Below are 23,193 nucleotides of genomic sequence, written 5' to 3' on the forward strand. Positions count from 1 at the left end.
GGCACAGTGCTGCTAGAAGAGATGAGGAGAAAACCTCAGCAGCACCCATTCACACAACGCAGGAACGATGCGCACCGACGCGCATGCACTAGTTCGAAGAGTCGGAGGCCGGTAACGACATGAGTGACGGTGATAACGCCACTCCCGGCCGTCGGCGCCGCGCTCCGGAGGATTCGTCGGACAACCAATGGATTACCCGATCCCGGGAGCCTTTGCCAGGCGCCGCGCCGTGGGAACGCCAGGATCCGCCTTCACCCGATGATTCGCCCCTCGATGAGCCCACCGGCAGTCACGCCGACGGGGTAACTGTCGCCGATCTGATCGCCAAGGTCGCCGGAACCGGATACGCACCGACCCGTCATCGGCTGGAACCCGACGAGCCCGAGCCCGACCTGGAACCGGCCCACGCCTGGGATCCGGAGCCAGAGCCAGAGTCCGAGCCGGCCCACGCCTGGGACCCGGAGCCAGAGCCCGAGTCCGAGCCCGCCCACGCCTGGGACCCGGAGCCAGAGCCGGACCCTGAACCCGAGCTCGAAGTCGAACCTGAACCTGCGTACGCACCGGCGTACGTCCGCCCGCGGGTGCCCGACCCGACCGACGTGATCGAAGCGGTGCGGATCGACGCCGAACTCGACGAACCCCGGGATTCTCCCGAGGCCGAGGACTACCCGGAACCTTTCGAGGAACGCTTCGAGGAGCCCTTCGAGGCCTCGCCGGATCACCGCGAGATCGACGTCGAGAACACCGACGTATTGCCGGCCCTGGCGGTCTACGAGTACGACGTCCCCAAGGCACGCCCGTCGTGGCGGGTCCGCCCGACCTCAGCGGACGAGCACGATTCCGAGCACGATCGCGCCGACACCGACGAGATCGAACGGGTGCGGCCACCGATCAACCGCCGCGTGATGCTGGCCGGCCGAGCCGCCGCGGCGATGCTCGCGGTCCTCACCCTGGTGCTGACCGGCGGGGCCTGGCAGTGGCAGAGCTCGAAGAACAACAGCCTCAACAAGGTGGCCGCGCTCGACCTCAATTCGCGCGACATCGTCGACCCCAACGCTCAGTTCGGTGACGAAAACTTCCTGATCGTCGGCACCGACAGCCGGTTCGGTGAAAACGGCGGCATGGGCGCCGGCGGCACCGAGGACGCCGGTGGCGCCCGGTCGGACACGATCATGCTGGTCAACATCCCCGCCGACCGGCGACGTGTGGTCGCCGTGTCGTTCCCGCGTGACCTCTCGATCACTCCGATGAAGTGCGAGCCCTGGAACGCCGAGACCGCCACCTATGGTCCGCTGTACGACGAAGAGACCGAGACCTACGGCCCGGACGAGGTCTACACCGAAACCAAGCTGAACTCGGCCTTCGCCTTCGGCGGTCCGAAATGCCTGGTGAAGGTGATCCAGAAGCTGTCCGGCCTCTCCATCAACCGGTTCATGGCCGTCGACTTCGCCGGCTTCTCGAAGATGGTCGACGCACTCGGGGGGATAGAGGTGTGCAGCACCACCCCGCTTGAGGACTACGAGCTGGGCACCGTGCTGGCCAACGCCGGTCGTCAGACGATCGACGGCCACACCGCGCTGAACTACGTGCGGGCCCGCCAGGTCACCACCGAGTACAACGGGGACTACGGCCGCATCAAACGACAGCAGCTGTTCCTCTCGTCGCTCCTGCGGACACTCATCTCCCGCGACACTTTCTTCTCGCTGAACAAGCTGAACAACGTGGTCAACATGTTCATCAGCGATAGCTTCGTCGACAACATCAGGACCAGGGACCTCGTCGACCTCGGGCAGTCGGTCCAAGGGGTGAACGCGGGCCGGATCACGTTCGTGACGGTGCCGACCGTGGGTTACGCCGACGAGTACGGCAACGAGGTCCCGCGAACCGACGACATGCGTTCCCTGTTCGACGCGATCATCAACGACGACCCGCTCCCTGGTGAGAAGAACCCGGACAACACCCCGGTCCCGGGCACTCCCGAATCGGCGACATCGTCCGTCCAGGCTGCCGCTCCCCCCGAAGCATCAGCGACGCCCTCGTCGGTTCCGGCGCCCGCGCCGGCCACCGACAGCGGTGAGATGGTCAACGCCATCACCACCGAACCGCAGCAGGTCACGGTGCAGGTGTCGAACTCGACGGGCCAGAGCGGCCTGGCCTCCACAGCGGCTACCGAACTGCAGGAACACGGCTTCAACGTCAACACCCCCGACGACTACCCGAGCACGCTGCCGGCGACCACGGTGTTCTTCTCCCCCGGGAACGAGGAGGCGGCCGCGACCGTGGCCAGCTCCTTCACCAACCCGACCATCGAGCGGGTCACGGGCATGGGCAGCGTGGTGCAGGTGGTGCTGGGCTCTGATTTCTACACGGTGAACGCCCCGACCCCGAGCGGGTCGGAAGTGCAGGTGCACGTGCTGAAGGGCAGCGGCGCCAGCCCGACACATCTGCCCGAGGACCTGACCGTCACCAACGCCGCGGACACCACCTGCGAATAAGCCGGTGACCCGCATGGACGGCATTCACCGTTCGTTCACCGTTGCATCGTGACGACACGGCCGCTGACCGCCTAATCTTGCAGCATGCGTACCCAATACCACGAGCAGCTGCATTCACTCACGGACCAACTCGGAGCCATGTGCGAGTTGGCGGGTACCGCGATGGAGCGCGCCACCCAGGCGCTGTTGCAGGCCGATCTGGCACTTGCCGAACAGGTGATCAGCGATCACGACCAGATGAGCACGCTGAGCACCCAGGCCGAGGAGTCTGCGTTCGTGTTGCTCGCACTGCAGGCGCCGGTTGCCGGTGATCTGCGCTCGGTGGTGGGTTCGATTCAGATCGTCGCCGATGTGGACCGGATGGGCGCGCTGGCACTGCATGTGGCCAAGATCGCGCGCCGGCGCCACCCGCAGCACGTGCTGCCGGAGGAAGTAAACGGCTACTTCGCCGAGATGGGCCGGGTGGCGGTCGAATTGGGACACGCCGCGCGTGAGGTGCTGCTCACCCAGGATCCGGAGAAGGCCGCGCGGATCCAGGAGGAAGACGATGCGATGGATGACCTGCATCGCCACCTGTTCTCGGTGCTGATGGACCGGGAGTGGAAGCACGGCGTGACCGCTGCCGTCGACGTGACGTTGCTGAGCCGCTTCTACGAGCGCTTCGCCGATCACGCCGTCGAGGTGGCCCGTCGGGTCATCTTCCAGGTCACCGGCTCCTACCCGGAAGACGACTCCGTTTCTTCGAAGTAGCACTCAGGACCGGTCGGGCGGCACGAGGCGGACCCCGTCCTTGTGCGCCCCGGCCAGGTCCCCCAGGATCTTCACCAATACCTGCAGGTCAGCCCCGCTGTAGCGCAGCAGGAAGTCACGGGCCCCACGGTTCATCTCGTCGTGCATCCTCCGGTGCACGTCGGCGACCAGTTCTCCGTCCGCGGTCAGACCGAGCTCGATCTCCTTGCGATTGCCGGGCACCGGCGTGCGGACGACGAGGCCCGCCTCCACGAGTCGCTGCACGTGCTTGGAGACCGTGCCCTTGAGCCGGCCGGAGCGCGCCGCCAGCCCGACCACACTGACCGGACCTTCGGCGATCTCTGCCAGCAGGTGCATCGAGGACGTGGGTAGCGTCCGCACCAACTGCTGCAGGCGCTGCGGGCATCCGGCGGCCATGAAATCACGCTCCGCATCGCCGTCCCCGTCGTTACCGAGCCGATCGCCCACCGTGGCGATCAGTGCCGTGATGGCGTCGATCAGCTCGAGTTTGGTTTTCACGGAAACCATCTTGCCACCGACCACCACGATGCGTAGGTTGTTTCCATAGAAACCATATCTTCAGAAACCAAAGGAGTCGCCATGTTGGCTGCCGTGGTCACCGAGTGGGGGCGACACCCCGTCTACACCGAGGTCCCTGAGCCCGAAGCGCGCGACGGAGCCGAGGTGGCCGAGGTCGAGGCGTCGGCCCTGACCAACCTCACCCGAGCCCTGGTGTCAGGAAAGCACTACGCCAGCAAGGAGATTCAGCTCCCAGCCATTCCCGGCGTGGACGGCATCGCCCGGCTCGCCGACGGCCGTCGGATCTACACCGGTGCGCTGGGGTCCTCCGGCATGATGGCGCAGCGCGCGCTGGTCCAGCCAGACGGTGGCGTCGAGATCCCTGAGCACGTCGACTCGGTGACTGCCGCCGCGCTGCCCAATCCGGGCATCTCGGCCTGGACCGCACTGGCGCACGCCGCGGCCGTCAAGCCCGGCGATCACGTGCTGGTACTGGGCGCCACCGGCGTAACCGGTTCGATGGCAGTGCAATTGGCCACGGCCATGTTCGGCGCCGGGACGGTGGTAGCGGCCGGACGCAACACCGAGCGGCTTGCGTGGCTGCGGTCGGCCGGGGCGCACGCGACCATCGCCATGGGCGAGCAGGACCTGGGTGCCGTGGTCGCTCAGATGCACGCCGAGCGTCCGTTCGACGCGGTGCTCGACTACCTGTGGGGCGAGCCCGCCGCGGAGGTGCTCACCGCCCTGGCCGGCGCCCATCCGGCCGCGCACTACCACCCGACCCGGTTCGTGCAGATCGGGTCGATGGCGGGGCCGACGCTACCCCTGGACGCCGGGGTGCTGCGCGGCACCGGGATCACCCTGAGCGGGGTCGGCATCGGCAGTGTCCCGCCCGAGGTCCTGATCAAGGCCCGTACCGAGGCGCTGCCGGAGTTGTTTCAGATGGTCGCCGACAGCCGGCTCGAATTACGCACCCAGCCAAGGGCATTGGCCGACGTTGCCGAGGTCTGGGCCGGCGGGGAGCCCTCGGGAACCCGCGTCGTACTCACACCCTGATGCCTCGCGAGCAGACGTGAAATCGCACGTTTTCGAGTCAGATAGTGCGAGTCTGCGTCTGCTCGCGGGAGAAAATGCGGGAGGAGACTCAGCCGAAGCGGCCCGAGATGTAGTCCTCGGTGGCCTTCTGGGTGGGGTTGGAGAAGATCTTCTCGGTGTCGTCGATCTCGATCAGCTTGCCGGGCTTGCCGGTGGCCTCGAGGTTGAAGAACGCGGTCTGATCGCTCACCCGGGCGGCCTGCTGCATGTTGTGCGTGACGATGACGATCGTGAAATCCTGCTTTAGCGTGGAGATCAGGTCCTCGATGGCCAGCGTGGAGATCGGGTCGAGCGCCGAGCAGGGCTCATCCATCAGCAGGACATCGGGCTGCACCGCGATCGCGCGGGCGATGCACAACCGCTGCTGCTGACCACCGGACAGGCCACCACCCGGCTTGTCCAGGCGGTCCTTGACCTCGTTCCACAGGTTGGCGCCGCGCAGCGAGCGTTCCGCCACCTCGTCCAGGGTCTTCTTGTTGCGCACGCCCTGCAGCTTCAGACCGGCCACCACGTTGTCACGAATCGACATGGTGGGGAACGGGTTCGGACGCTGGAACACCATGCCGATCGTCTTGCGCACACCCACCGGGTCCACCCCGGCGCCGTAGATGTCCTCACCGTCGAGCAGCACCGAGCCCTCGACGCGAGCGCCGGGGATCACCTCGTGCATGCGGTTCAGCGTCCGCAGCACCGTCGACTTACCGCAACCCGACGGGCCGATGAAAGCCATCACGCTGCGCGGCTGCACCGACAGCGAAACCTCGGCGACGGCATGGAACGCGCCGTAATAGATGTTGACGTCCTTGAGATCCAGCCGCTTGGCCATGGATAGTTCCTACACCTTCTTGGGGGAAAAGAGTTTGGCAACCGTGCGAGCGCCGATGTTGAGCAGCGCGATCAGCAGGATCAGCGTCAGCGCCGCACCCCACAGGCGGTCGGTGGGCACCGGATTGGCGCCGGCACCCGCCGAGATCTGGTCGTACATCATGCCCGGCAGCGATCCCATGAAGCCGCCGAACATGTCGAAGTTCATCGCCTGGGCGTAACCGACGAGGATCAGCAGTGGCGCGGTCTCGCCCATCACGCGGGCCAGCGCCAGCATGATTCCGGTGACGATGCCCGACAGCGCCGTCGGGATCACGATGCGGATGATGGTCTTCCATTTCGGCACGCCCAGCGCATAACTCGCTTCGCGCAGATCCATCGGGACGATGCGCAGCATCTCCTCGGTGGCCCGGACGATCACCGGAATCATCAACAGCACCAACGACAGTGACACCGCGAAGCCGGACCGGCCGAACCCGAGCGTGGCCACCCACAATGCGTAGATGAACAGTGCGGCGACGATCGAGGGCACACCGGTGAGGATGTCCACCATGAACGTGGTGATCTTGCCGAGGCGGGTACCTCCGCCGTACTCGACCAGGTACACACCCACCATCACGCCGATCGGAATGGAGATCAGCGAACACACGATGCCTTGCAGCAGGGTGCCGACGATCGCGTGGTAGGCACCGCCGCCTGCGGTGAACGTCGTCATCCCGGCCTGGGAGTTGGTGAACCACGTGGCTGAGGTCAATGCGCTCCAGCCACGGACGATCACCGAGTACAGCACCCAGGCCAGGGGCACCAGGGCGACGAGCAACGACATGGTCACCAGCACCGTGGCGAGGTGGTTGGTCACCTTGCGGCGCAGACTCACGCCCTGGAACGCAGGCGCCTTGACCGGCCGCTCAAGCGTGGAGGTCATGAGCGCCCCTTTCCGGCGACCGCGGCGCGAGCCAGCGAGTTCACCACGAAGGTGAGGATGAACAGCACCAGGCCGGCGGCAATGTAGGCGCCTGCCTTGTACTGATCGTTGAATTCGCTTGCGGTGGCGGCGATCTTGCTGGCGAAGGTGTAGCCGCCGTCGAACAGCGACCAGCTGAACGCGGTCTGGGTGCCGCGCAGGATGATAAGCAGTGCGATGGTCTCACCGAGCGCCCGGCCCAGACCGAGCATCGCGCCACTGATGTAGCCGGACAAGCCGAAAGGCAGCACCGTCGTACGCACCACTTCCCAGCGGGTGGCGCCGAGCGCCAGCGCGGCTTCGATCTGGCCGCGCGGGGTCTGGGTGAACACCTCGCGGGTCACTGCGGTGATGATCGGCAGGATCATCACCGCAAGCACGATGCCTGCGGTGAAGATGGTGCCACCTCCGGCGACCGAGGCGTTGCCCGTCTTGAACAGAAACAGCCAGTCCAAGTTCGTATTGAGCCACACGGCAAAGGGTTTGATCGCCGGCGCCAGTACGTACAGGCCCCAGACGCCGTAGACGATCGACGGCACCGCGGCCAGCAGATCCACTAGATAGCCCAGCGGACCCGCCAGTCGCCTCGACGAGTACTGGGTGAGGTAGATCGCGATGCCCAGGGCCACCGGCATCGCAAGCACCAGGGCGAACAGGGAGACGAACACCGTCACCTGCAGCAGATCGAAGATGCCGAAGTGCATCGCGGAGGTGTCGGTGGTGATCCAGTTGCCGCCGTAGAGGAAGAAGTTCTCCTCGTTACGGGCCAGCGCCGGAACTGCGCGCCAGAGCAGGAACACCCCGATCGCCGCGATCAGCGCGACGATCAGGACGCCTGAGCCTTCGGCGAGCCCACGGAAAATTCGGTCGCCAAGGCGAACCTTGGCTCCCTTGGACGGATTGGTGGATATAGGTGCCGGCTCGGGGTGGGGGGAGGCGAGCGTCTCCCCTGACCCCGAATCAGCTGGATTCGGCGTTGTCACTGTCGTCCCGTCGGGGCCCCTGGTCGTCATGCGGTCGGTAAATCCATCCTCGCCCAAATCCGTCCTCTAAAGCCAGTCCGGCTACTAGGCGATGGCCTCGACCGAGGTCAGCAGGCGCTGCTTGAACTCGTCGGGCAGCGCGATGTATCCGGCCTGCGACAGGCTGGCCTGGCCCTCGTTGGCGGCCACGGTCAGGAAGGACTTCACGGCCGCTGCGGTCTCGGCGTCGTAGCCCTTGGAGCAAACGATCTCGTAGGTGGCCAGCACCAGCGGGTAGACACCGGCTTCCTTCGAGGCGTACAGCGCGTTCAGATCCAGCACCAGGTCCTTGCCCTCACCCTTGAAGGTGGCGGCGCCGACGGCCTTGGTGGTCGACTGGTCGTCCAGCGGGACCGCGCCGGCGCCACTGTCGATCTGGGCATAGGGCAGGCCGGCCGCGGCGGCCGGGCTCTTCTCGACGTAGCCGATCGAGCCGGGGGTGGCCTGAACGGCCTGCACGACGCCGGAGGACTTCTGCGCACCCTCACCGGCACCGCCCTGGAACTCCTTGCCCGCGCCCTTGGTCCAGGTCTGCGGAGCGGCGGCGGCCAGGTACTTCTGGAAGTTGTCGGTGGTGCCCGAGGAATCCGACCGGTAGATCGGCTTGATGTCCAGGTCGGGCAGGGTGGTGCCGGCGTTCAACGCGGCCACCGCCGGATCGTTCCACTTCTTGATCTGGCCCTGGAAGATCTTGGCGAGCACGTCGGGGTTCACCACGAGCTTGTCGACGCCTTCGACGTTGTAGGCCAGCGCGACCGGGCCGAACACCAGCGGCAGGTTCCAGGCCTCGTTGCCGCCACAGCGCTCGGCGGCCTTGGCGACCTGATCGTCCTTGAGCGCCGAGTCGGAGCCCGCGAAGTCGACCTGCTTGGCGATGAACTGATCCACGCCCGCGCCCGAACCGGTCGGGTTGTAGGACAGGTTCTTGCCGGAGCAGACCTGGCCCCAGACCTTGTTGAACTCAGCAATGGCGTTCTGCTGCGCCGTCGAGCCCTCGCCGGTCAGCGCGGCCTTGCCGCCGCACTCGGCCGACGACGCCGAGCTGGTGCCCGCGGCCGGGGAGCTGGTGCCCGCGGCGTTGTTGTCGCTGCCACACGCGGTCAGCGTGAGTGCCGCGATCGCCGTCGCGGAAAGCGCGACACCGAACGGCTTGCCAATGCTCATGAGCTTCACTTGTCCCACTTTCAGTTGACGGCTTCGAACTCTCCGGCAACGTATTCGGCCGCAGTGGACGGCTCGCGGACAACAGGTGAATCAGCAGTGAATAGGTTCAGCGTGTTCACAGCTAAACGGGTTAACCGGCGGCATACGCCGCGTCGACACCGAACACCTCGAAACCCAAGTTTCGGTAGGTCGCCACGGCCGCCGAGTTATCTGCCTCGACGTAAAGCAGCACCGTCGGCAGGGACCGCTCGGCGAGGTGGTGCAGGCCGAGCAGGGTGAGTACCGAGCCCAGGCCTCTGCCCTGCGCGGCGGGGTCGACGCCGACGATGTAGACCTCGCCGAGACCCGCGTCGTCGCCCACACCGGCGTGGACTTTCGTCCAGTGGAAGCCCAGCAGTGCGCCGGTGCGCTCGTCGAACGCCTCGAACAGACCGTCGGGGTCGAACCACGGCTCGCTTCGCCGTTCGGCGATCTCCTGTTCGGTCCAGCCGCCCTGTTCGGGATGCCAGGCGAAGGCAGCATTGTTGACCCGCAGGATCTCGGCGTCGTCCTGGGGACCGGCATAGGTACTGATCCGCACGCCCTCGGCGGTGCGCAGCGGCGGCAGGTCGCTCAGCGGGCGACGCATCTGCAGCAGCTCGCGCGCCACCTTGAGGTCGAGTGTGGCCGCCAGGGAGCGGGCCGCCTCGAGGTTGCCGTGTGCCCAGATGCGTGTGCCGGCCCCACCCTCGGCGAGCCCGGCACGGGCCAGCACCGCACCGGTACCGCGCCGTCGGGCGTCCGGATGCACCACCAGTTCGGCCATCGCCGGGTCGTCGGCGCCGGCCGGGGCCAGGTTCAGGTACCCGACGAGTCTTGTCCCGTCGGTCGCGAGCAGGTGACGGGTCCGGTCGAGGCCGAGCTCGCGCAACACCTGATCGCCGACCGGGGCCACGCCGTCGACCGCGGTGGCTGCGCCGATGAGTTCCCGGATCCCGGCCTGTTCGGCGTCTGACAGCCCGGTACGCCAGTCGAGTTCGGTCACTGGCTGGGTAACCGCCCGGCGAGCGGCTCGTCCGCATCCTCGCTTGCCGGCTCGAAGTCGTCGTCGCCGTGGCCCTCGTCAGGGGCCGCTTCTCCGGTCCCGGCCGCCCCGCCTGCGGGGGTGCGGCCGCGCGACGGGCGTACCGCCTTGTACCCGACGTTGCGGACGGTGCCGATCAGCGCTTCGTACTCGGGACCGAGCTTGGCGCGCAGACGACGGACGTGCACGTCCACGGTGCGGGTGCCGCCGAAGAAGTCGTAGCCCCACACCTCCTGCAGCAGCTGCGCCCGGGTGAAGACCCGCCCGGCGTGCTGCGCGAGGTACTTGAGCAGCTCGAACTCCTTGTAGGTGAGATCGAGGGGACGTCCGCGCAGCCGGGCGGTGTAGGTGCCCTCGTCGATCGCGAGCTCACCCAGGGTGATCTTTCCGGCGTTCTCCTGACTGGCACCCCCACCACGCCGGCCGACCAGGAGCCGCAGCCGGGCGTCGATCTCGGCCGGGCCGGTGCTGGGCAGCAGGATCTCGTCCAGGCCCCATTCGTGGTTCACCGCGACCAACCCGCCCTCGTTGATCACCGCGACGACCGGGACCGAGGTGCCCGTCGTGCCCAGCAGTCGGCACAGACCGCGAGCGGCCGCCAGATCGGTCCGCGCGTCGACGATCGCCACATCGGCACTGCCTGCCTCCAGCAGCGACGACACCTCGGTCGGTGCCGTACGCACCGTGTGCGCCAGCAGCGTCAGGGAGGGCAGCACCGACTCCGGATGCGGGTCGACGGTCAGTAGCAGTAGATCCAACAGGGTCCTCCGGCGCGCCGGCAATCACTTCCCACGATCGCCCGGACCCCGATGTCCACACGGTCGGATTCATGACTGACATGTAGCCGTTACCGGCCTTTTGCGATCTAACGATAACGCCTCACCTGCTGATCAGCCGCGCCAAGCGCTTAGACCAGACAGCCGTGGGCGACAATGTGCCGGTGCGCAAACTGCTGATCGGGCTCACCGCGACCGTGACCGCGCTTGTCGTCGGCGTCGTCGGCACGGATTTCGGTTCGGCGATCTACGCCGAGTACCGACTGGCCCGCAACGTTCGCAGCGCGGCCGACCTCAGCTGGGATCCATGGGTCGCCATCCTCGGTTTCCCGTTCCTCACCCAGGTCCGCAACGACCGTTACAGAGAGATCGAGATCCGTGCCGCCGGCGTCGACCACCCGGTGGTCGGCAAAGCCTCGCTCGAGGCCACCCTGCACGGCATCGATATCAGCGGCTCGTCGTGGTTGATCCCGCCGGACGCGAAACTGCCCGTCAACAAGGCCGAGAGCCGCATCATCATCGACTCCACACACATCGGCCGGTTCATGGGCATTGACGATCTGCTGGTGGAGGCTCCGTCGCGGGAGACCAACGACGCCACCGGGGGCACCACCGAGTCCGGCATCTCCAGCAGTCAGGGGCTGGTGTTCACCGGGACCCCCAAGGGCTCGGGACTCGACAAACGGGTCAGCGTCTCGGTGGACCTGTCCTTCGCCGACCGGGACGACACCACCCTGGTGCTGACCGCGACCGGGATCCTGACCGGCCCGGGAACCGCCGACGAACCGGTACCCGACGAGAAGACCGCGGCGGTGCTGGCCGAGTTCAGCCACACCATCACCGGGCAGAAGCTGCCGTTCGGGATCGCCCCGACCACTGCGGGTGCCCGGGGATCCGACGTGATCATCGAGGGCATCGCGTCGGGAGTAACCATCGACCTGGCGGGGTTCAGACAGTCATGAGCTCTTCGTTGGTGCTGGCGATCGTAGTGCTGATCGCCGCGCTCGGGGTGGCTTATGTGATCGGTCGCCTCATCACGCTGCGCGCCGGCCTGATCAGGGCGGGCAAGGAAGCCGCCGACGTCGACACCAGCGACCTGGGCTTGTCCGACACCGGCCCGACGGTGCTGCACTTCACAGCCGAATGGTGCGGGCCCTGCGCCGGGGTACGACGCGTCGTCGACCAGGTGTGCGCCGAGCTGCCCGAGGTTGCTCACGTCGAAATCGACATGGACACCAATCCCGAAGCCGCCAGGCGGCTTTCGGTCCTGTCCTTGCCCACGACCATCATCTTCGACCGGGACGGGCGGCCCCGATACCGTACTAGCGGGGTCCCCAAGGCCGCTGACCTGCGCTCGGCGCTGGAGCCACTGTTGGCCTGACCCGGCGGTTATTGGGTAAGCTGTCGGTCGTGTCAGCCCGCCTTGAGCTTGTGCTCACCAAGCGCCGCGCAGTCGATCTGTGCCGCGTCGCGGGTTGCTGCTGTTGTTGTTGCTGTTGAGCGCAGCCGCGCGCTTTCGCGCGCCCGCTCGGGCCTTGTGCCCTGAGCCTGCACACAACCGGGCCTTCGACAACAACAGGAGTTCTTTCACATGTCTTCGACATCCACCCGCCCCATCACCGGTGTTCAGCCTGCTCAGGTGGACGTGCGGGGGCCGCGGTTCGCGGCCTGGGTCACCACCGCGGTCCTGATCGGCACGCTGCTGGTCGCCGGGGTGAGTGAGCCCGCGGCCGCGGTGCTGCTGGGCGCGCAGGCGGTGGTGTTCGCGATCGGCGCGGCCGGCGGCCCACGCAAGCATCCCTACGGCCGGCTGTTCGCCACGTTCATCGCGCCGCGCCTGGCACCGGTCGCCGAACGTGAGCCGGTTGCGCCACTGAAGTTCGCCCAGTTGGTCGGGTTCGTTTTCGCCGTCGCCGGGACCGTGGGGTTCGCCTTCGGCATCACCGCGCTCGGCCTGACCGCCACCGCGTTCGCGTTGGTGGCGGCCTTCCTCAACGCCGCCTTCGGCATCTGCCTGGGTTGCCAGATCTATCCCCTGGTGGCTCGGCTGCGCCGCGTCCCCAATCCCGCATGACACCCAACAGACATATCAAATAGCAAGCAACCGAAAGGAATTCGTTACATGGCACGTTCCGACGTCCTGGTCTCGACCGAATGGGCCGGGAACAATCTCGATACCGCCGGCGTGGTGTTCGTCGAGGTCGACGAGAACACCAGCGCCTACGACGACGAGGGCCACATCCCCGGCGCCGTCAAGCTGGACTGGAAGGACGACCTGCAGGACGCCGTCAAGCGTGACTTCGTCGACCAGCAGCAGTTCTCGAAGCTGTTGTCCGACAAGGGCATCGGCAACGACGACACGGTGGTCCTGTACGGCGGCAACAACAACTGGTTCGCGGCCTACGCCTACTGGTACTTCAAGCTGTACGGCCACAACGACGTGAAGCTGCTCGACGGCGGCCGCAAGCGCTGGCAGCTCGACGGCCGCCCGCTTGTCACCGATGCCGTCAGCCGCCCGGCGACGTCGTACTCGGCCAAGGCACCCGACAACAACATCCGCGCCTTCCGCGACGAGGTCATCGCCGCAATCGGCGAGAAGAACCTGGTCGACGTGCGCTCCCCCGACGAGTTCTCCGGCAAGATCCTGGCCCCGGCACACCTGCCGCAGGAGCAGAGCCAGCGCCCCGGGCATATCCCCGGCGCCATCAACGTTCCGTGGAGCAAGGCAGCCAACGAGGACGGCACCTTCAAGTCCGACGAGGACCTGGCGCAGCTGTACGCCGCGGCGGGCCTCGACGGAGACAAGGAGACCATCGCCTACTGCCGGATCGGTGAGCGTTCCTCGCACACCTGGTTCGTGCTGCAGGAGCTGCTGGGACACCAGAACGTCAAGAACTACGACGGCAGTTGGACGGAATACGGCTCCCTGGTGGGCGCCCCGATCGAGTTGGGAAGTTGATATGTGCTCTGCACCTAAGCAAGGACTGACGTTGCCCGCCGGCGTCGACCTGGAGAAGGAAACCGTCATCACCGGTCGCGTGGTGGACGGCTCCGGCCAGGCGGTCGGTGGCGCCTTCGTGCGTCTGCTGGACTCCAGCGACGAGTTCACCGCTGAGGTCGTGGCCTCGGCAACCGGTGATTTCCGGTTCTTCGCCGCTCCCGGTACCTGGACGCTGCGCGCCCTGTCCCCCGCGGGCAACGGCGACGCCAGCGTGGCCCCGACCGGCGCCGGCATCCACGAGGTCGACGTCAAGGTTGCCTAGCGACGAAGGAGCTAGGCCATCCAGCTCGGCCTAGTCCTTCCTCCAGTCGAACGTGAGCTTGTGTACGAGGATTCGCACGAATCTGACACGCAAGCTCACGTTCGGCGTGTATAGGGGCGTCCCGACCCGGGGCGCCGACACCTTCGACAAGGAACTAGACTCACTCCCGTGGTGCTCTTCTTCGAGATAATGCTCGTCGCGGCCGTCGTGGTGATCACGTGGTTCGCGTTGTACGCGCTGTACCGCCTCGTCACCGACGAGTCGTGACCTCCGACCGAGACATTCCAGCCGAGGCCTCCGTCCCTGAGCGAGGCTCAGGTGACCGAGCCATAGCGGCCGCCGCTGAACGGGCCAAGGCCACGGCCTCCCGAAACATTCCGGTCTTCGATGGCCTCCCGGTTCCCGCCGATACCGCCAATCTGCGCGACGGCGTCGGACTCAACGATGCGCTGCTGGCACTGTTGCCGTTGGTCGGCGTCTGGCGCGGCGAAGGCGAAGGCCGCGACACCCATGGCGACTACCGGTTCGGCCAGCAGATCATCGTTTCCCATGACGGCGGTGACTACCTGAACTGGGATTCCCGGTCGTGGCGACTGAACGAATCGGGCGAATACGACTCCCCCGGCCTGCGTGAGACCGGCTATTGGCGATTCGTGACCGATCCCGAGGATCCCGCCGGCCGGGACGAGTCGCAGGCCATCGAACTGCTGCTGGCCCATTCGGCCGGCTATGTCGAGCTTTTCTACGGCAAACCCCTCACCCAGGCGTCCTGGGAGCTGGTCACCGATGCACTGGCCCGCAGCAAGTCCGGGTTGCTGGTGGGGGGCGCCAAACGGTTGTACGGCATCGTCGAAGGCGGAGATTTGGGCTACGTGGAGGAACGTGTAGACGCCGACGGCGGCCTGGTGCCGCACCTGTCGGCCCGACTGTCCCGGTACGTCGGCTGATGCGCCGGCCGATCATCGCGGCAGGTCTGCTTGCCGCGGCAGCGATTCTCGGAGCGTGTTCGTCGGAGGGGCCGCAACCGGCTCCCACCGAGCCGCCTGCCGAGCACGGCAACTACGCGCACTGCCTGTCCGAACACGGCGTGCCCGTCGCGCCCGGCCCGGTCGCCGGGCCTCCGGCCGGTGTCGACCAACAGACCTGGCAGCAGGCCGTCAAGGCGTGTTCCACGCTGGCTCCCGGTCCGAGCTAGTTCTCGCGGTACCTGCCCGCCGCACAGCGGACACATAGCCGGCGATTAATCCGCGCTCAGCGGGGTCTCATACGGTCATCGCATGAGACAGAGCGCCGTGATGAGACAAACCTTTGTGCGAACCGCGTTTTCGGGCCTGGCCGCGCTCGCGGTTATCGGTTCGGCGGCCGCGTGCTCCTCCGACGAGTCGACGGATTCCCCGACGCAGGCCGCGCAGTCGACGATGCAGGCACCCATGTCATCGTCGGGGCAGCCGTCGGCGTCGGTCACCCCGGATGCCTTCGGACAGTGCATGCAGGAGCACGGGATTCCCGCGCCTCCCGAGGGCGCACCCGGTGCACCCGGCGGACCTGAGCATCCGGGCGGACCCGGTCACCACCCGGACGGTCCGCCTCCGGGTGGGTCAGACAGCCCGCCGTCCGGTGCGGGTGCGACGCCGCCGGCACCACCCGGAGTCGATCAGGCGCAGTGGGAGGACGCGATGCAGTCCTGCCAGTCACTGGCACCACACCCGCCACCGCAGTAACGGTTTCAGCCGACCCCAGATATGGGGCGGCCCCCGAGCCTTGGTACCTGGTTGGACAGACCGAGGGGCTCGGGGGCCGGGTGGCTGCGGGGAATTCGCCAGCGCGCGCAGGCAGTATCCCCGGCGCTGCTAGCGGGCAGCCACCTCACATGTCCATAAGTCACTCAATTTCTCGGACCACCTCCTTCCCTGTGTGATCACGAAGCTACCCCCGTCCGCTCACGCCGACAAGCGATTTACGCGCGGCTCAGCGGTCACTGAGGATCGCCGCGTCCACCAGGCCGGAGATGTCGGCCGCCAGTGGCGCATCGGGCAGCCGTCGGCCGTCCAGGGTGTGCACCCGAGCTGCCAGGGTGATGCTGGAAATCAGCCAAACCCCTTGTGCGGTAAGCAGGTCCGCAGGCTTGAGGGAACGGAAGTCGCAGTCGTAACCCTTGTTGCGGGCTACCTCGAACAGTGCCTGCTGGGTGGTGCCACGCAGGATCGGATACCAGGGCGGCGGGGTGAGCAGCAGAGGCTGACCATCGTTCTCCTCGGTCGCGATGACAACGGTCGACCGCGGACCTTCCAGCAGGTAGCCGTCGGAGCTCACGAAGATCACGTCGCCGGCGCCCTGGCGTTCGGCGTGCCGCAGCGCGGCCATGTTCACCGCGTAGGACAGGGTCTTGGCACCCGCGGCCAGCCATGGCATGTCACCGGCACCCAGCGGCAACCCTCGGTCCAGGGTGATCGCCGCCAAGCCGTCGCGCCGCACGCCGGCCACCCGGTCGGCCAGGGCGCCAATGGTGACGAACGCAGTCGTGGGGCCACCGCTTTCGCGCCCTCGGCTGTACACCAGGCGCAGCACGCCGTCGTCGTCGTGGTCGGCGATCCAGCACTCGGTCCCCAGCGCCACCGCCGCCCGCCAGGCATCCAGGTCAGGCACGGGCAGATCCAACATCTTGGCGGATTGGGCCAGGCGGGCCAGGTGCGGCTCAAGGAGGCAGGGCCTGCCGTCACGCACCAGCAGCGTCTCGAAGACCCCGTCGCCGCGCACCGCGGCCAGGTCGTCGGCGTACAGCAGCGGGGCGTTGGGGTCGTGGATCTGCCCGTCAAGGGTGACCAGCACGGCTGGTGGGCTCGCCATGGGGCCCCAGCGTAGTTTGCGCGTGCGAGCAGCTTGGGCGAAGAGCGACAAACGTACAGTTGGGCTATGACTGCACTACCGTCAGCGGTTCCGGCGCCCGAGGCAGGTCCCGACGCCGGCGCCGTCTGGCATTACGGTGATCCGCTCGGTGAACAGCGCGCAGCGGCAAGCGCCGCGGTCCTGGTGGACCGCTCGCACCGGGCGGTCCTCACACTGACCGGCAAGGACCGGCAGACGTGGCTGCACAGCATCTCCAGCCAGCACGTCAGCGCATCGCCGGACGGTGCGGTCACCGAGAACCTGAGCCTGGACCTGCAGGGCCGTGTCGAAGATCACTGGATCCAGACCGAGCTCGCGGGGACCACCTATGTGGACACCGAGCCGTGGCGGGGCGAGCCGCTGCTGGCCTACCTGCGCAAGATGGTGTTCTGGGCCGACGTGCAGATCGAGCCGGCCGACCTGGCGGTGTTGTCACTGCTGGGGCCGGGGTTGGCCGACGAGAAGGTGCTCAAGGCCGTGGGTGTCGAGGAGCTGCCGCAGGAGTCGACCGCGGTGGCACTGCCCGGCGGCGGTTTCCTGCGCCGGTTGCCCGCACCCGGCATCGAACTGGACCTGGTGGTGCCACACGAGTCGATCGCGGACTACACCCGGCGGCTCGCTGATGCCGGGGTCCGACCGGCCGGGGTGTGGGCCTATGAGGCGCACCGGGTGGCGGCCGCACGACCGCGGCTGGGCGTCGACACCGACGAGCGGACCATCCCCCACGAGGTCGGTTGGATCGGCGGGCCCGGCGTCGGGGCCGTGCACCTGGACAAGGGCTGCTACCGCGGTCAGGAGACCGTCGCCCGCGTGCACAACCTGGGCAAACCGCCCCGGATGCTGGTGATCCTGCACCTCGACGGTTCCACGGACCGCCCGGTCACCGGCGATGCGGTGACCGCGGGCGGCCGCAACGTCGGTCGCGTCGGCACGGTCGTCGAGCACGCCGACGAGGGCCCGATCGCATTGGCCCTGGTCAAGCGGGGAATACCGGTCGATATCGAGCTGGTCGTCGGGGAGCAGGCCCAGGCACCGGCCGTGATCGACCCCGATTCGATGCCGGAGGCCGACGCCACCGCCGGAGCCGGCCGCGCGGCAGTCGACCGACTCCGAGGCCGTTAAGCCGTGAAACTGCTCACCAGCACGTAAACTCACCCGGTCAACGACGACGTGACGACCGTCTCATCGCCCCTTCGGCGAACCTGGTGACGGTCGCCCAACTGTGCAACGACGCAGGGCAGCCGGGCCCCGGCCACTCGATGTGAGGCAGGGCCTGACAGCACTTCTCGGACGGGCACGGTAAAGTGTTGGCAGGACAATAAAGACACACAGATCGGAGCCGCCTAGCTATTGGGCCGCTCCGTTATTGCGCGAGGGGGTCCCCCATGGGCCGCGGCCGGGCGAAGGCAAAGCAGACCAAGGTTGCACGTGACCTGAAGTACAGCTCGCCGAATACCGACTTCAGTCAGCTCCAACGTGAGCTGTCGGGATCTCCCGATTCCGGTGACGCCAATGACGACGCCGAAGACTGGTCGGGCGAGGATGACTGGCGGCGCTGAGCCGTCGACACTCCGTTGTAGAACCTAGACACAGGTCGCGCTGACAGCGCATGTCGCTTATCAGCGCGACCTTGTCTAATGCCTAGAACCGCGGATGCTGTCCAACCAGTTGGGCGCGCACACTGTCCTTGCCGCCCTTCTTCACGGTTCCCAGCGTCCAGCAGTCCAGGTGACGTGCGGTCAGAATGGCCAGCGCGCGATCGGTGTCCTCAGGGGCCACGACCGCGACCATCCCGACACCCATGTTGAACGTCTTCTCCATCTCGGCACGCTCGATGCGTCCGCGCTGGGCGATCATCTGGAACACCGGGGCCGGCGTCCATGTGCCGCGATCCAGTTCCGCGGTCAGCCCGTGCGGCACCACGCGCTCCAGGTTGCCCGCCAGGCCGCCACCGGTGACGTGGCAGAACGTGCGCACCTGAGTCTCGGCGGCCAGCGCCAGACAGTCCTTGGCGTAGATGCGCGTCGGCTCCAGCAGCTCCTCTCCGAGCGTGCGACCGAACTCCTCGACGTGGCCGGCAAGGTTCATCCGGTCGATCTCGAGCAGCACCTTGCGGGCCAGGGAGTAGCCGTTGGAGTGCAGTCCGCTGGAGCGCATGGCGATGATCACGTCGCCGGGGCGGACACGGTCGGGCCCGAGCACGTTGTCGGCCTCGACGACGCCGACGCCCGTCGCGGAGATGTCGTAGTGGTCGGGTTCCATCAGGCCGGGATGTTCGGCTGTCTCACCGCCCAGCAGGGCGCAGCCGGCCTGGACACAGCCTTCGGCGATACCGGACACGATCGCGCTGACGCGCTCCGGCACGGTGCGACCAACGGCGATGTAGTCCTGGAGGAACAACGGCTCGGCGCCGCACACCACGAGGTCGTCGACCACCATGGCGACCAGGTCCAGCCCGACGGTGTCGTGCTTGTCCATGGCCTGCGCGACGGCGAGCTTGGTGCCCACCCCGTCGGTCGAGGCAGCCAGCACCGGCTCGCGGTATCCGCCCCGCAGGGCGAACAACCCGGCAAAGCCGCCCAGGCCACCCCTGACCTCCGGACGGGTCGCCTTCGCGGCGAGGGGTTTGAAGAGTTCGACGGCGCGGTCACCGGCTTCGATGTCCACTCCGGCCGAAGCGTAGGAAATGTTGCTGTGTTCGGCGATGCCGTGCTGTTCGGCGCCCTTAGTCATCGCAAGCAAGGCTACCGCCCCGCTGTTGCGGGGGTACAGCGCAGGAGGCGTTAAGGACCCCTCAAGGAGGTGGCGCCGTCAGGGACGCCACGATGTCGGAGACGTCAAGGACGCCACGATGTCGGAGACGTCAAGGACGCCTGAGTGCCGAAGCGTTGTCGTTGTCGGGCTGCAGCGGGACGCCGGTGCGGGCTGCGGTGGCCAGCATGTGCTCGACGACGTTCTTGCCCAGTGCTGTCTCGCCGGGCAGCTCGATCGGATAGTTCCCGTCGAAACAGGCCGAACACAACCGGGTGGCGGGCTGTTCGGTGGCCGCGATCATGCCCTGCTGAGAGATGTAGCCCAGGCTGTCGGCGCCGATCGCGTGCCGCACCGCCTCCAGCATCTCGCCCTCGTGTTCGGCCGACGCCGCGTTGGCGATCAGCTCGGCCGGGGTGGCGAAGTCGATGCCGTAGAAGCAGGGCCATCGCACCGGGGGCGACGCGATCCGGACGTGAACCTCCAGCGCGCCGGCCTCCCGCAGCATGCGAACCAGTGCGCGCTGGGTGTTGCCGCGCACGATGGAATCGTCGACGACGATGAGCCGCTTACCGCGGATCACCTCCCGCAGCGGGTTGAGCTTGAGCCGGATACCCAGCTGCCGGATGGTCTGTGAGGGCTGGATGAACGTGCGCCCCACGTAGGCGTTCTTCATCAGGCCCTGCCCGAACGGGATGCCAGATTCCTGTGCGTACCCGACCGCCGCGGGCGTTCCCGACTCCGGGACGCCGATCACCAGGTCGGCATCGATCGGGTGCTCGCGGGCCAGCCGCCGGCCGATGTCGACGCGCGTGGCGTGCACCGAGCGGCCCACCAGGGTGCTGTCGGGGCGGGCCAGGTAGACGTACTCGAAGACGCAGCCCTTGGGTTCAGGGTTGGCGAACCGGGTGGAGCGCACCCCGTCGGCGTCGATGGCCAGCAGTTCACCGGGTTCGATGTCGCGGACGAAGGAGGCGCCGACGATGTCGAGGGCGGCGGTCTCGGAGGCCACGACCCAACCCCGGTCGAGGCGGCCCAGCGCCAGCGGCCGCACACCGTGCGGGTCGCGGGCGGCGTAGAGGGTGTTCTCGTCCATGAAGGTCAGGCAGAAGGCGCCGCGCACCGTGGGCAGCAGCTCGAGGGCGGCCTGCTCCAGGGTCGCATCGGCGGCGCCGTGGGCCAGCAGCGCACCCAGGATGTCGGAGTCCGTTGTCGCTGGAGCGGTGGCGCTCCCCCGGATCGTCATGTCGATCAGTCCGGCGGCGCGGGCCCTTGTGGCCAGTTCGGCGGTGTTGACCAGGTTGCCGTTGTGGCCGAGTGCGACGCCGGTTCCGGCGGCCGTGTTGCGGAACACCGGCTGGGCGTTCTCCCACGTGGTGGAGCCGGTGGTGGAGTACCGGCAGTGCCCGACGGCGACGTGGCCCGGCATCGCGGCCAGGGTCTGCTCGTCGAACACCTGGCTGACCAGCCCGAGATCTTTGAACACCAGGATCTGTGAGCCGTCGGACACCGCGATGCCCGCAGCTTCCTGGCCACGGTGCTGCAGCGCGTACAAGCCGTAGTAGGTGAGCTTGGCGACGTCCTCGCCGGGAGCCCAGACTCCGAATACACCGCACTCTTCGCGCGGTTCGTTTTCGTCGAGTTGCTGACCAGTCACGATAGGGCTGCTCCCGGGGCGGCGGTTGGTGACATAACCGAGTCTACGGTCCAGGCGGGCCAACAAAAGAATCGAATGGCCGGTCTGGCACCGGCTTTTGCAACAACCGGCGCCACCGTCGCCATTCCCCCACCCGTTCGCCAGGGTGTGATCAGCCGTAGCCGGAACCGTCGGGTTAACCCCATCGACCCACTACATGCCAACGGCAAGGATGGATTTCGTGACGCGTCAACTCTCCGACAGGCCGGCAACCGATCCCCTCGATTCCGACGACCCGGCTCAGCCGCAACCCTGGCCGGAGGTGACGAAGATCGCATTCCGGTTCTGCTTCCTGTACTTCGGCCTGTTCTGTTTGTTGTTCGCGCAGATCACCTTCGCCTTCCTTGGGATCGTGGGCCACTGGCTGCCGGACCGGGCGGTGATGTGGCAGATTACCGTCCTGGGCCCGGTGGTGACCTGGGTCGGCCGTCATGTCGTCGGCCTCGAGGCGGTGCTGCATCAGGACTCGGGCAGCGGGGACCAGGCCGCGATCTGGGTGATGATCTTCTGCCTGCTCGTCTTCTCGGTGGTCGGCACCGCGGTGTGGTCGTGGGTGGACCGGCAGCGGCAGGACTACTCGAGGTTGTGGGTGTGGTTCCTGACGTTTGTGCGGTTGTGCGTGGCCGGTCAGATGTTGTTCTACGGATTCGCCAAGCTCATCCCGACGCAGATGCCGGCTCCACCGCTGGCGGCGTTGCTACGCCCGTACGGCGAGTTCAGCCCGGCCTCGGTGCTGTGGCTGCAGGTGGGCAGCTCCTATCCGTACGAGATGGCACTGGGTGCGGTCGAGGTTCTGGCCGGCTTGCTGCTGTTCGTGCCCCGAACCGCGACGCTGGGCGCGCTGCTGGCCCTGGCCAGCATGGTCCAGGTGTTCCTGCTGAACATGACGTTCGACGTGCCGGTCAAGATCCTGTCCGGGCATCTCATGTTGATGGGCCTGGTGCTGCTGGCGCCGCAGTACCGGCGGCTGGCCGACTTCCTGGTGCTGCAGCGCAACACGGAACCGGCCGTGCAACCCGAACTGTTCGCCGGTGCCAGGGCCAACACCATCGCGACACGGGTCCAGGCCGTACTCGGCATCTGGATGGTGGCCGGCTGTGTCCTGACCGGATGGCAGAGCTGGAGCGAGTACGGCGGCGGGCGCGCCAAACCCGAGTTGTACGGGATCTGGACGGTGAGCCGGTTCGACGTCGACGACAGGACGGCACCGCCGCTGACCACCGACCAGTACCGTTGGCAGCGAGTCGTTTTCGACCTGCCCGAGGTCGTGACCTATCAGCGCATGAGCGGCGAATTGGTGGACGCACCGGTCAAGGTCGACGGGCACAACCTCACCGTGTCGGGACCGGACGGCACGGCCCTGGCCACACTCACCGCATCCCGTCCGACTCCGGACCAGCTGCAGCTGACCGGCACGTTGTCCGGTCGCGACGTCACGATATGGCTGGATCGCCTGGATCTCGACCAGTTCACGCTGCGTAATCGGGGCTTTCACTGGGTGCAGGAGTATCCCTACTTCCGGTGATCAGGCCCCCAGCGGCACCACGGGCAACCATCGGGCCACTTCACCGGCCCGCGAACCTGACATCTGCACGGCGGATCCGGCTGCATCGAGATCGAGCAGTCCGGTGGCCAGCAGCAGCCAGGTCCGCGGGTCGGTTTCCACGACGTTGGGCGGATTGCCGCGGGTGTGCCGCGGCCCTTCGATGCACTGCACCGCCACGAAGGGCGGTACCCGGACCTCGACGCTGGCACCCGGCGCCATCGCGGCCAGGGTGCGAGCGGTCAACCTGACCGCCTCGGCCAGTTCGGTGCGGGCGGGCTCCGGGTGAGTGGGTGCGCGCAGCCAGTCGGCCACGGCGGCGACCGCCGCCCTGGTCTTTTGCGGATCGACATTGCCTCGCGCGGCCATGCCATAGAGTCT

26 protein-coding genes are annotated in these 23,193 nt (G+C 67.3%); 15 read left to right on the forward strand and 11 right to left on the reverse strand.

All coding sequences use genetic code 11. The annotated features are described in order from the left end of the window. Positions 1-119 precede the first annotated feature (119 nt). Together AC4ELS_RS05505 and phoU are read left to right on the forward strand one after the other, a co-directional pair. Complete coding sequence (locus AC4ELS_RS05505) at positions 120-2,495, forward strand: LCP family protein (protein WP_082941759.1); 2,376 nt, start codon at positions 120-122, stop codon at positions 2,493-2,495. Positions 2,496-2,579: 84 nt separating this feature from the next. After that, on the forward strand, positions 2,580-3,245 hold the full coding sequence (gene phoU, locus AC4ELS_RS05510) for a phosphate signaling complex protein PhoU (RefSeq protein WP_064884804.1): 666 nt from the start codon (positions 2,580-2,582) through the stop codon (positions 3,243-3,245). Positions 3,246-3,248: 3 nt separating this feature from the next. On the opposite strand, the gene AC4ELS_RS05515 is transcribed toward phoU, so the two are convergent. Then, complete coding sequence (locus tag AC4ELS_RS05515) at positions 3,249-3,764, reverse strand: MarR family winged helix-turn-helix transcriptional regulator (RefSeq protein WP_064959109.1); 516 nt, start codon at positions 3,762-3,764, stop codon at positions 3,249-3,251. An 81-nt stretch (positions 3,765-3,845) separates the two neighbouring features. Between AC4ELS_RS05515 and AC4ELS_RS05520 the strand changes: the two genes are divergently transcribed. Next, positions 3,846-4,820, forward strand: a complete 975-nt coding sequence (locus AC4ELS_RS05520) for a quinone oxidoreductase family protein (RefSeq protein ID WP_499046255.1) — start codon at positions 3,846-3,848, stop codon at positions 4,818-4,820. Between the two features lie 88 nt (positions 4,821-4,908). Here the strand turns inward: AC4ELS_RS05520 and pstB are convergent, their stop codons facing one another. The 6 genes from pstB to AC4ELS_RS05550 form a co-directional block, all read right to left on the reverse strand. Beyond that, positions 4,909-5,685 (reverse strand): phosphate ABC transporter ATP-binding protein PstB, encoded by a 777-nt coding sequence (gene pstB / locus AC4ELS_RS05525; RefSeq protein ID WP_055117691.1) that lies wholly within the window; start codon positions 5,683-5,685, stop codon positions 4,909-4,911. A 9-nt stretch (positions 5,686-5,694) separates the two neighbouring features. Beyond that, on the reverse strand, positions 5,695-6,609 hold the full coding sequence (gene pstA, locus AC4ELS_RS05530; RefSeq protein ID WP_499046259.1) for a phosphate ABC transporter permease PstA: 915 nt from the start codon (positions 6,607-6,609) through the stop codon (positions 5,695-5,697). Next, entirely contained in the window at positions 6,606-7,661 is a 1,056-nt protein-coding gene (gene pstC / locus AC4ELS_RS05535) for a phosphate ABC transporter permease subunit PstC (RefSeq protein WP_064884798.1), read from the reverse strand. Before pstC ends, pstA begins: the two co-directional genes overlap by 4 nt. A gap of 54 nt (positions 7,662-7,715) precedes the next feature. Then, the gene (gene pstS, locus AC4ELS_RS05540; RefSeq protein ID WP_064884796.1) at positions 7,716-8,843 is read right to left on the reverse strand and encodes a phosphate ABC transporter substrate-binding protein PstS; all 1,128 of its coding nucleotides are present in this window, start codon (positions 8,841-8,843) and stop codon (positions 7,716-7,718) included. 121 nt (positions 8,844-8,964) lie between these two features. Beyond that, positions 8,965-9,858 (reverse strand): mycothiol synthase, encoded by an 894-nt coding sequence (gene mshD / locus AC4ELS_RS05545; protein WP_499046261.1) that lies wholly within the window; start codon positions 9,856-9,858, stop codon positions 8,965-8,967. After that, the gene (locus AC4ELS_RS05550; RefSeq protein WP_499046348.1) at positions 9,855-10,658 is read right to left on the reverse strand and encodes a winged helix-turn-helix transcriptional regulator; all 804 of its coding nucleotides are present in this window, start codon (positions 10,656-10,658) and stop codon (positions 9,855-9,857) included. Before AC4ELS_RS05550 ends, mshD begins: the two co-directional genes overlap by 4 nt. Before the next feature lie 161 nt (positions 10,659-10,819). Here AC4ELS_RS05550 and lmeA point away from each other — a divergent pair, with 161 nt between their 5' ends. The 9 genes from lmeA (at position 10,820) to AC4ELS_RS05595 (ending at position 15,657) form a co-directional block, all read left to right on the forward strand. Then, positions 10,820-11,635 (forward strand): mannan chain length control protein LmeA, encoded by an 816-nt coding sequence (gene lmeA, locus AC4ELS_RS05555; RefSeq protein ID WP_064884790.1) that lies wholly within the window; start codon positions 10,820-10,822, stop codon positions 11,633-11,635. Beyond that, positions 11,632-12,054 (forward strand): thioredoxin family protein, encoded by a 423-nt coding sequence (locus AC4ELS_RS05560; RefSeq protein WP_064958897.1) that lies wholly within the window; start codon positions 11,632-11,634, stop codon positions 12,052-12,054. The genes lmeA and AC4ELS_RS05560 overlap by 4 nt, the downstream gene beginning before the upstream one ends. Before the next feature lie 29 nt (positions 12,055-12,083). Then, the gene (locus AC4ELS_RS05565; RefSeq protein WP_350222965.1) at positions 12,084-12,173 is read left to right on the forward strand and encodes an Ms5788A family Cys-rich leader peptide; all 90 of its coding nucleotides are present in this window, start codon (positions 12,084-12,086) and stop codon (positions 12,171-12,173) included. A 91-nt stretch (positions 12,174-12,264) separates the two neighbouring features. Continuing rightward, a complete protein-coding gene (locus tag AC4ELS_RS05570) occupies positions 12,265-12,747 on the forward strand; it encodes a DUF4395 domain-containing protein (RefSeq protein ID WP_499046263.1) in 483 nt (160 codons plus the stop codon). A 48-nt stretch (positions 12,748-12,795) separates the two neighbouring features. Next, a complete protein-coding gene (locus AC4ELS_RS05575) occupies positions 12,796-13,632 on the forward strand; it encodes a sulfurtransferase (protein ID WP_064884784.1) in 837 nt (278 codons plus the stop codon). A gap of 1 nt (position 13,633) precedes the next feature. Further along, positions 13,634-13,936 carry a DUF1416 domain-containing protein gene (locus tag AC4ELS_RS05580; RefSeq protein ID WP_003884652.1) on the forward strand — a complete coding sequence of 101 codons (303 nt, stop codon included), beginning with the start codon at positions 13,634-13,636 and terminating at the stop codon, positions 13,934-13,936. Positions 13,937-14,199: 263 nt separating this feature from the next. Beyond that, positions 14,200-14,883 (forward strand): heme-binding beta-barrel domain-containing protein, encoded by a 684-nt coding sequence (locus AC4ELS_RS05585; protein WP_499046266.1) that lies wholly within the window; start codon positions 14,200-14,202, stop codon positions 14,881-14,883. Continuing rightward, the gene (locus tag AC4ELS_RS05590; protein WP_055117705.1) at positions 14,883-15,131 is read left to right on the forward strand and encodes a hypothetical protein; all 249 of its coding nucleotides are present in this window, start codon (positions 14,883-14,885) and stop codon (positions 15,129-15,131) included. The genes AC4ELS_RS05585 and AC4ELS_RS05590 overlap by 1 nt, the downstream gene beginning before the upstream one ends. An 82-nt stretch (positions 15,132-15,213) precedes the next feature. Continuing rightward, entirely contained in the window at positions 15,214-15,657 is a 444-nt protein-coding gene (locus AC4ELS_RS05595) for a hypothetical protein (protein ID WP_499046268.1), read from the forward strand. Positions 15,658-15,904: 247 nt separating this feature from the next. Here AC4ELS_RS05595 and AC4ELS_RS05600 read toward each other — a convergent pair whose 3' ends face one another. Then, on the reverse strand, positions 15,905-16,783 hold the full coding sequence (locus AC4ELS_RS05600) for an aminodeoxychorismate lyase (protein WP_499046271.1): 879 nt from the start codon (positions 16,781-16,783) through the stop codon (positions 15,905-15,907). A gap of 66 nt (positions 16,784-16,849) precedes the next feature. Between AC4ELS_RS05600 and ygfZ the strand changes: the two genes are divergently transcribed. Together ygfZ and AC4ELS_RS05610 are read left to right on the forward strand one after the other, a co-directional pair. Further along, on the forward strand, positions 16,850-17,944 hold the full coding sequence (ygfZ, locus tag AC4ELS_RS05605) for a CAF17-like 4Fe-4S cluster assembly/insertion protein YgfZ (RefSeq protein ID WP_499046274.1): 1,095 nt from the start codon (positions 16,850-16,852) through the stop codon (positions 17,942-17,944). A 263-nt stretch (positions 17,945-18,207) separates the two neighbouring features. Then, complete coding sequence (locus AC4ELS_RS05610) at positions 18,208-18,381, forward strand: DUF3073 domain-containing protein (RefSeq protein ID WP_082449106.1); 174 nt, start codon at positions 18,208-18,210, stop codon at positions 18,379-18,381. A gap of 82 nt (positions 18,382-18,463) precedes the next feature. On the opposite strand, the gene purM is transcribed toward AC4ELS_RS05610, so the two are convergent. Beyond that, positions 18,464-19,555 (reverse strand): phosphoribosylformylglycinamidine cyclo-ligase, encoded by a 1,092-nt coding sequence (gene purM / locus AC4ELS_RS05615; protein WP_064884772.1) that lies wholly within the window; start codon positions 19,553-19,555, stop codon positions 18,464-18,466. A 130-nt stretch (positions 19,556-19,685) separates the two neighbouring features. Then, on the reverse strand, positions 19,686-21,230 hold the full coding sequence (purF, locus tag AC4ELS_RS05620) for an amidophosphoribosyltransferase (protein WP_448447494.1): 1,545 nt from the start codon (positions 21,228-21,230) through the stop codon (positions 19,686-19,688). Between the two features lie 211 nt (positions 21,231-21,441). Between purF and AC4ELS_RS05625 the strand changes: the two genes are divergently transcribed. Continuing rightward, positions 21,442-22,794 carry a DoxX family protein gene (locus AC4ELS_RS05625; RefSeq protein WP_499046276.1) on the forward strand — a complete coding sequence of 451 codons (1,353 nt, stop codon included), beginning with the start codon at positions 21,442-21,444 and terminating at the stop codon, positions 22,792-22,794. On the opposite strand, the gene AC4ELS_RS05630 is transcribed toward AC4ELS_RS05625, so the two are convergent. Next, positions 22,795-23,181 carry a sterol carrier family protein gene (locus tag AC4ELS_RS05630; RefSeq protein ID WP_064884766.1) on the reverse strand — a complete coding sequence of 129 codons (387 nt, stop codon included), beginning with the start codon at positions 23,179-23,181 and terminating at the stop codon, positions 22,795-22,797. Positions 23,182-23,193: the final 12 nt, after the last annotated feature.

It is taken from the genome of Mycobacterium shunyiense, assembly GCF_058270035.1.

Bases quoted from the DNA above. Each gene is read 5' to 3' on its own strand.
- phoU (WP_064884804.1), top strand. From the start codon at position 2,580: ATGCGTACCCAATACCACGAGCAGCTGCATTCACTCACGGACCAACTC.
- AC4ELS_RS05505 (WP_082941759.1), top strand. From the start codon at position 120: ATGAGTGACGGTGATAACGCCACTCCCGGCCGTCGGCGCCGCGCTCCG.
- AC4ELS_RS05580 (WP_003884652.1), top strand. From the start codon at position 13,634: ATGTGCTCTGCACCTAAGCAAGGACTGACGTTGCCCGCCGGCGTCGAC.
- purM (WP_064884772.1), bottom strand. From the start codon at position 19,555: ATGACTAAGGGCGCCGAACAGCACGGCATCGCCGAACACAGCAACATT.
- AC4ELS_RS05590 (WP_055117705.1), top strand. From the start codon at position 14,883: ATGCGCCGGCCGATCATCGCGGCAGGTCTGCTTGCCGCGGCAGCGATT.
- AC4ELS_RS05575 (WP_064884784.1), top strand. From the start codon at position 12,796: ATGGCACGTTCCGACGTCCTGGTCTCGACCGAATGGGCCGGGAACAAT.
- pstB (WP_055117691.1), bottom strand. From the start codon at position 5,685: ATGGCCAAGCGGCTGGATCTCAAGGACGTCAACATCTATTACGGCGCG.
- AC4ELS_RS05630 (WP_064884766.1), bottom strand. From the start codon at position 23,181: ATGGCCGCGCGAGGCAATGTCGATCCGCAAAAGACCAGGGCGGCGGTC.
- AC4ELS_RS05520 (WP_499046255.1), top strand. From the start codon at position 3,846: ATGTTGGCTGCCGTGGTCACCGAGTGGGGGCGACACCCCGTCTACACC.
- AC4ELS_RS05600 (WP_499046271.1), bottom strand. From the start codon at position 16,783: ATGGCGAGCCCACCAGCCGTGCTGGTCACCCTTGACGGGCAGATCCAC.
- AC4ELS_RS05560 (WP_064958897.1), top strand. From the start codon at position 11,632: ATGAGCTCTTCGTTGGTGCTGGCGATCGTAGTGCTGATCGCCGCGCTC.
- pstA (WP_499046259.1), bottom strand. From the start codon at position 6,609: ATGACCTCCACGCTTGAGCGGCCGGTCAAGGCGCCTGCGTTCCAGGGC.
- pstC (WP_064884798.1), bottom strand. From the start codon at position 7,661: ATGACGACCAGGGGCCCCGACGGGACGACAGTGACAACGCCGAATCCA.
- AC4ELS_RS05570 (WP_499046263.1), top strand. From the start codon at position 12,265: ATGTCTTCGACATCCACCCGCCCCATCACCGGTGTTCAGCCTGCTCAG.
- AC4ELS_RS05625 (WP_499046276.1), top strand. From the start codon at position 21,442: ATGGATTTCGTGACGCGTCAACTCTCCGACAGGCCGGCAACCGATCCC.
- AC4ELS_RS05595 (WP_499046268.1), top strand. From the start codon at position 15,214: ATGAGACAGAGCGCCGTGATGAGACAAACCTTTGTGCGAACCGCGTTT.
- ygfZ (WP_499046274.1), top strand. From the start codon at position 16,850: ATGACTGCACTACCGTCAGCGGTTCCGGCGCCCGAGGCAGGTCCCGAC.
- AC4ELS_RS05610 (WP_082449106.1), top strand. From the start codon at position 18,208: ATGGGCCGCGGCCGGGCGAAGGCAAAGCAGACCAAGGTTGCACGTGAC.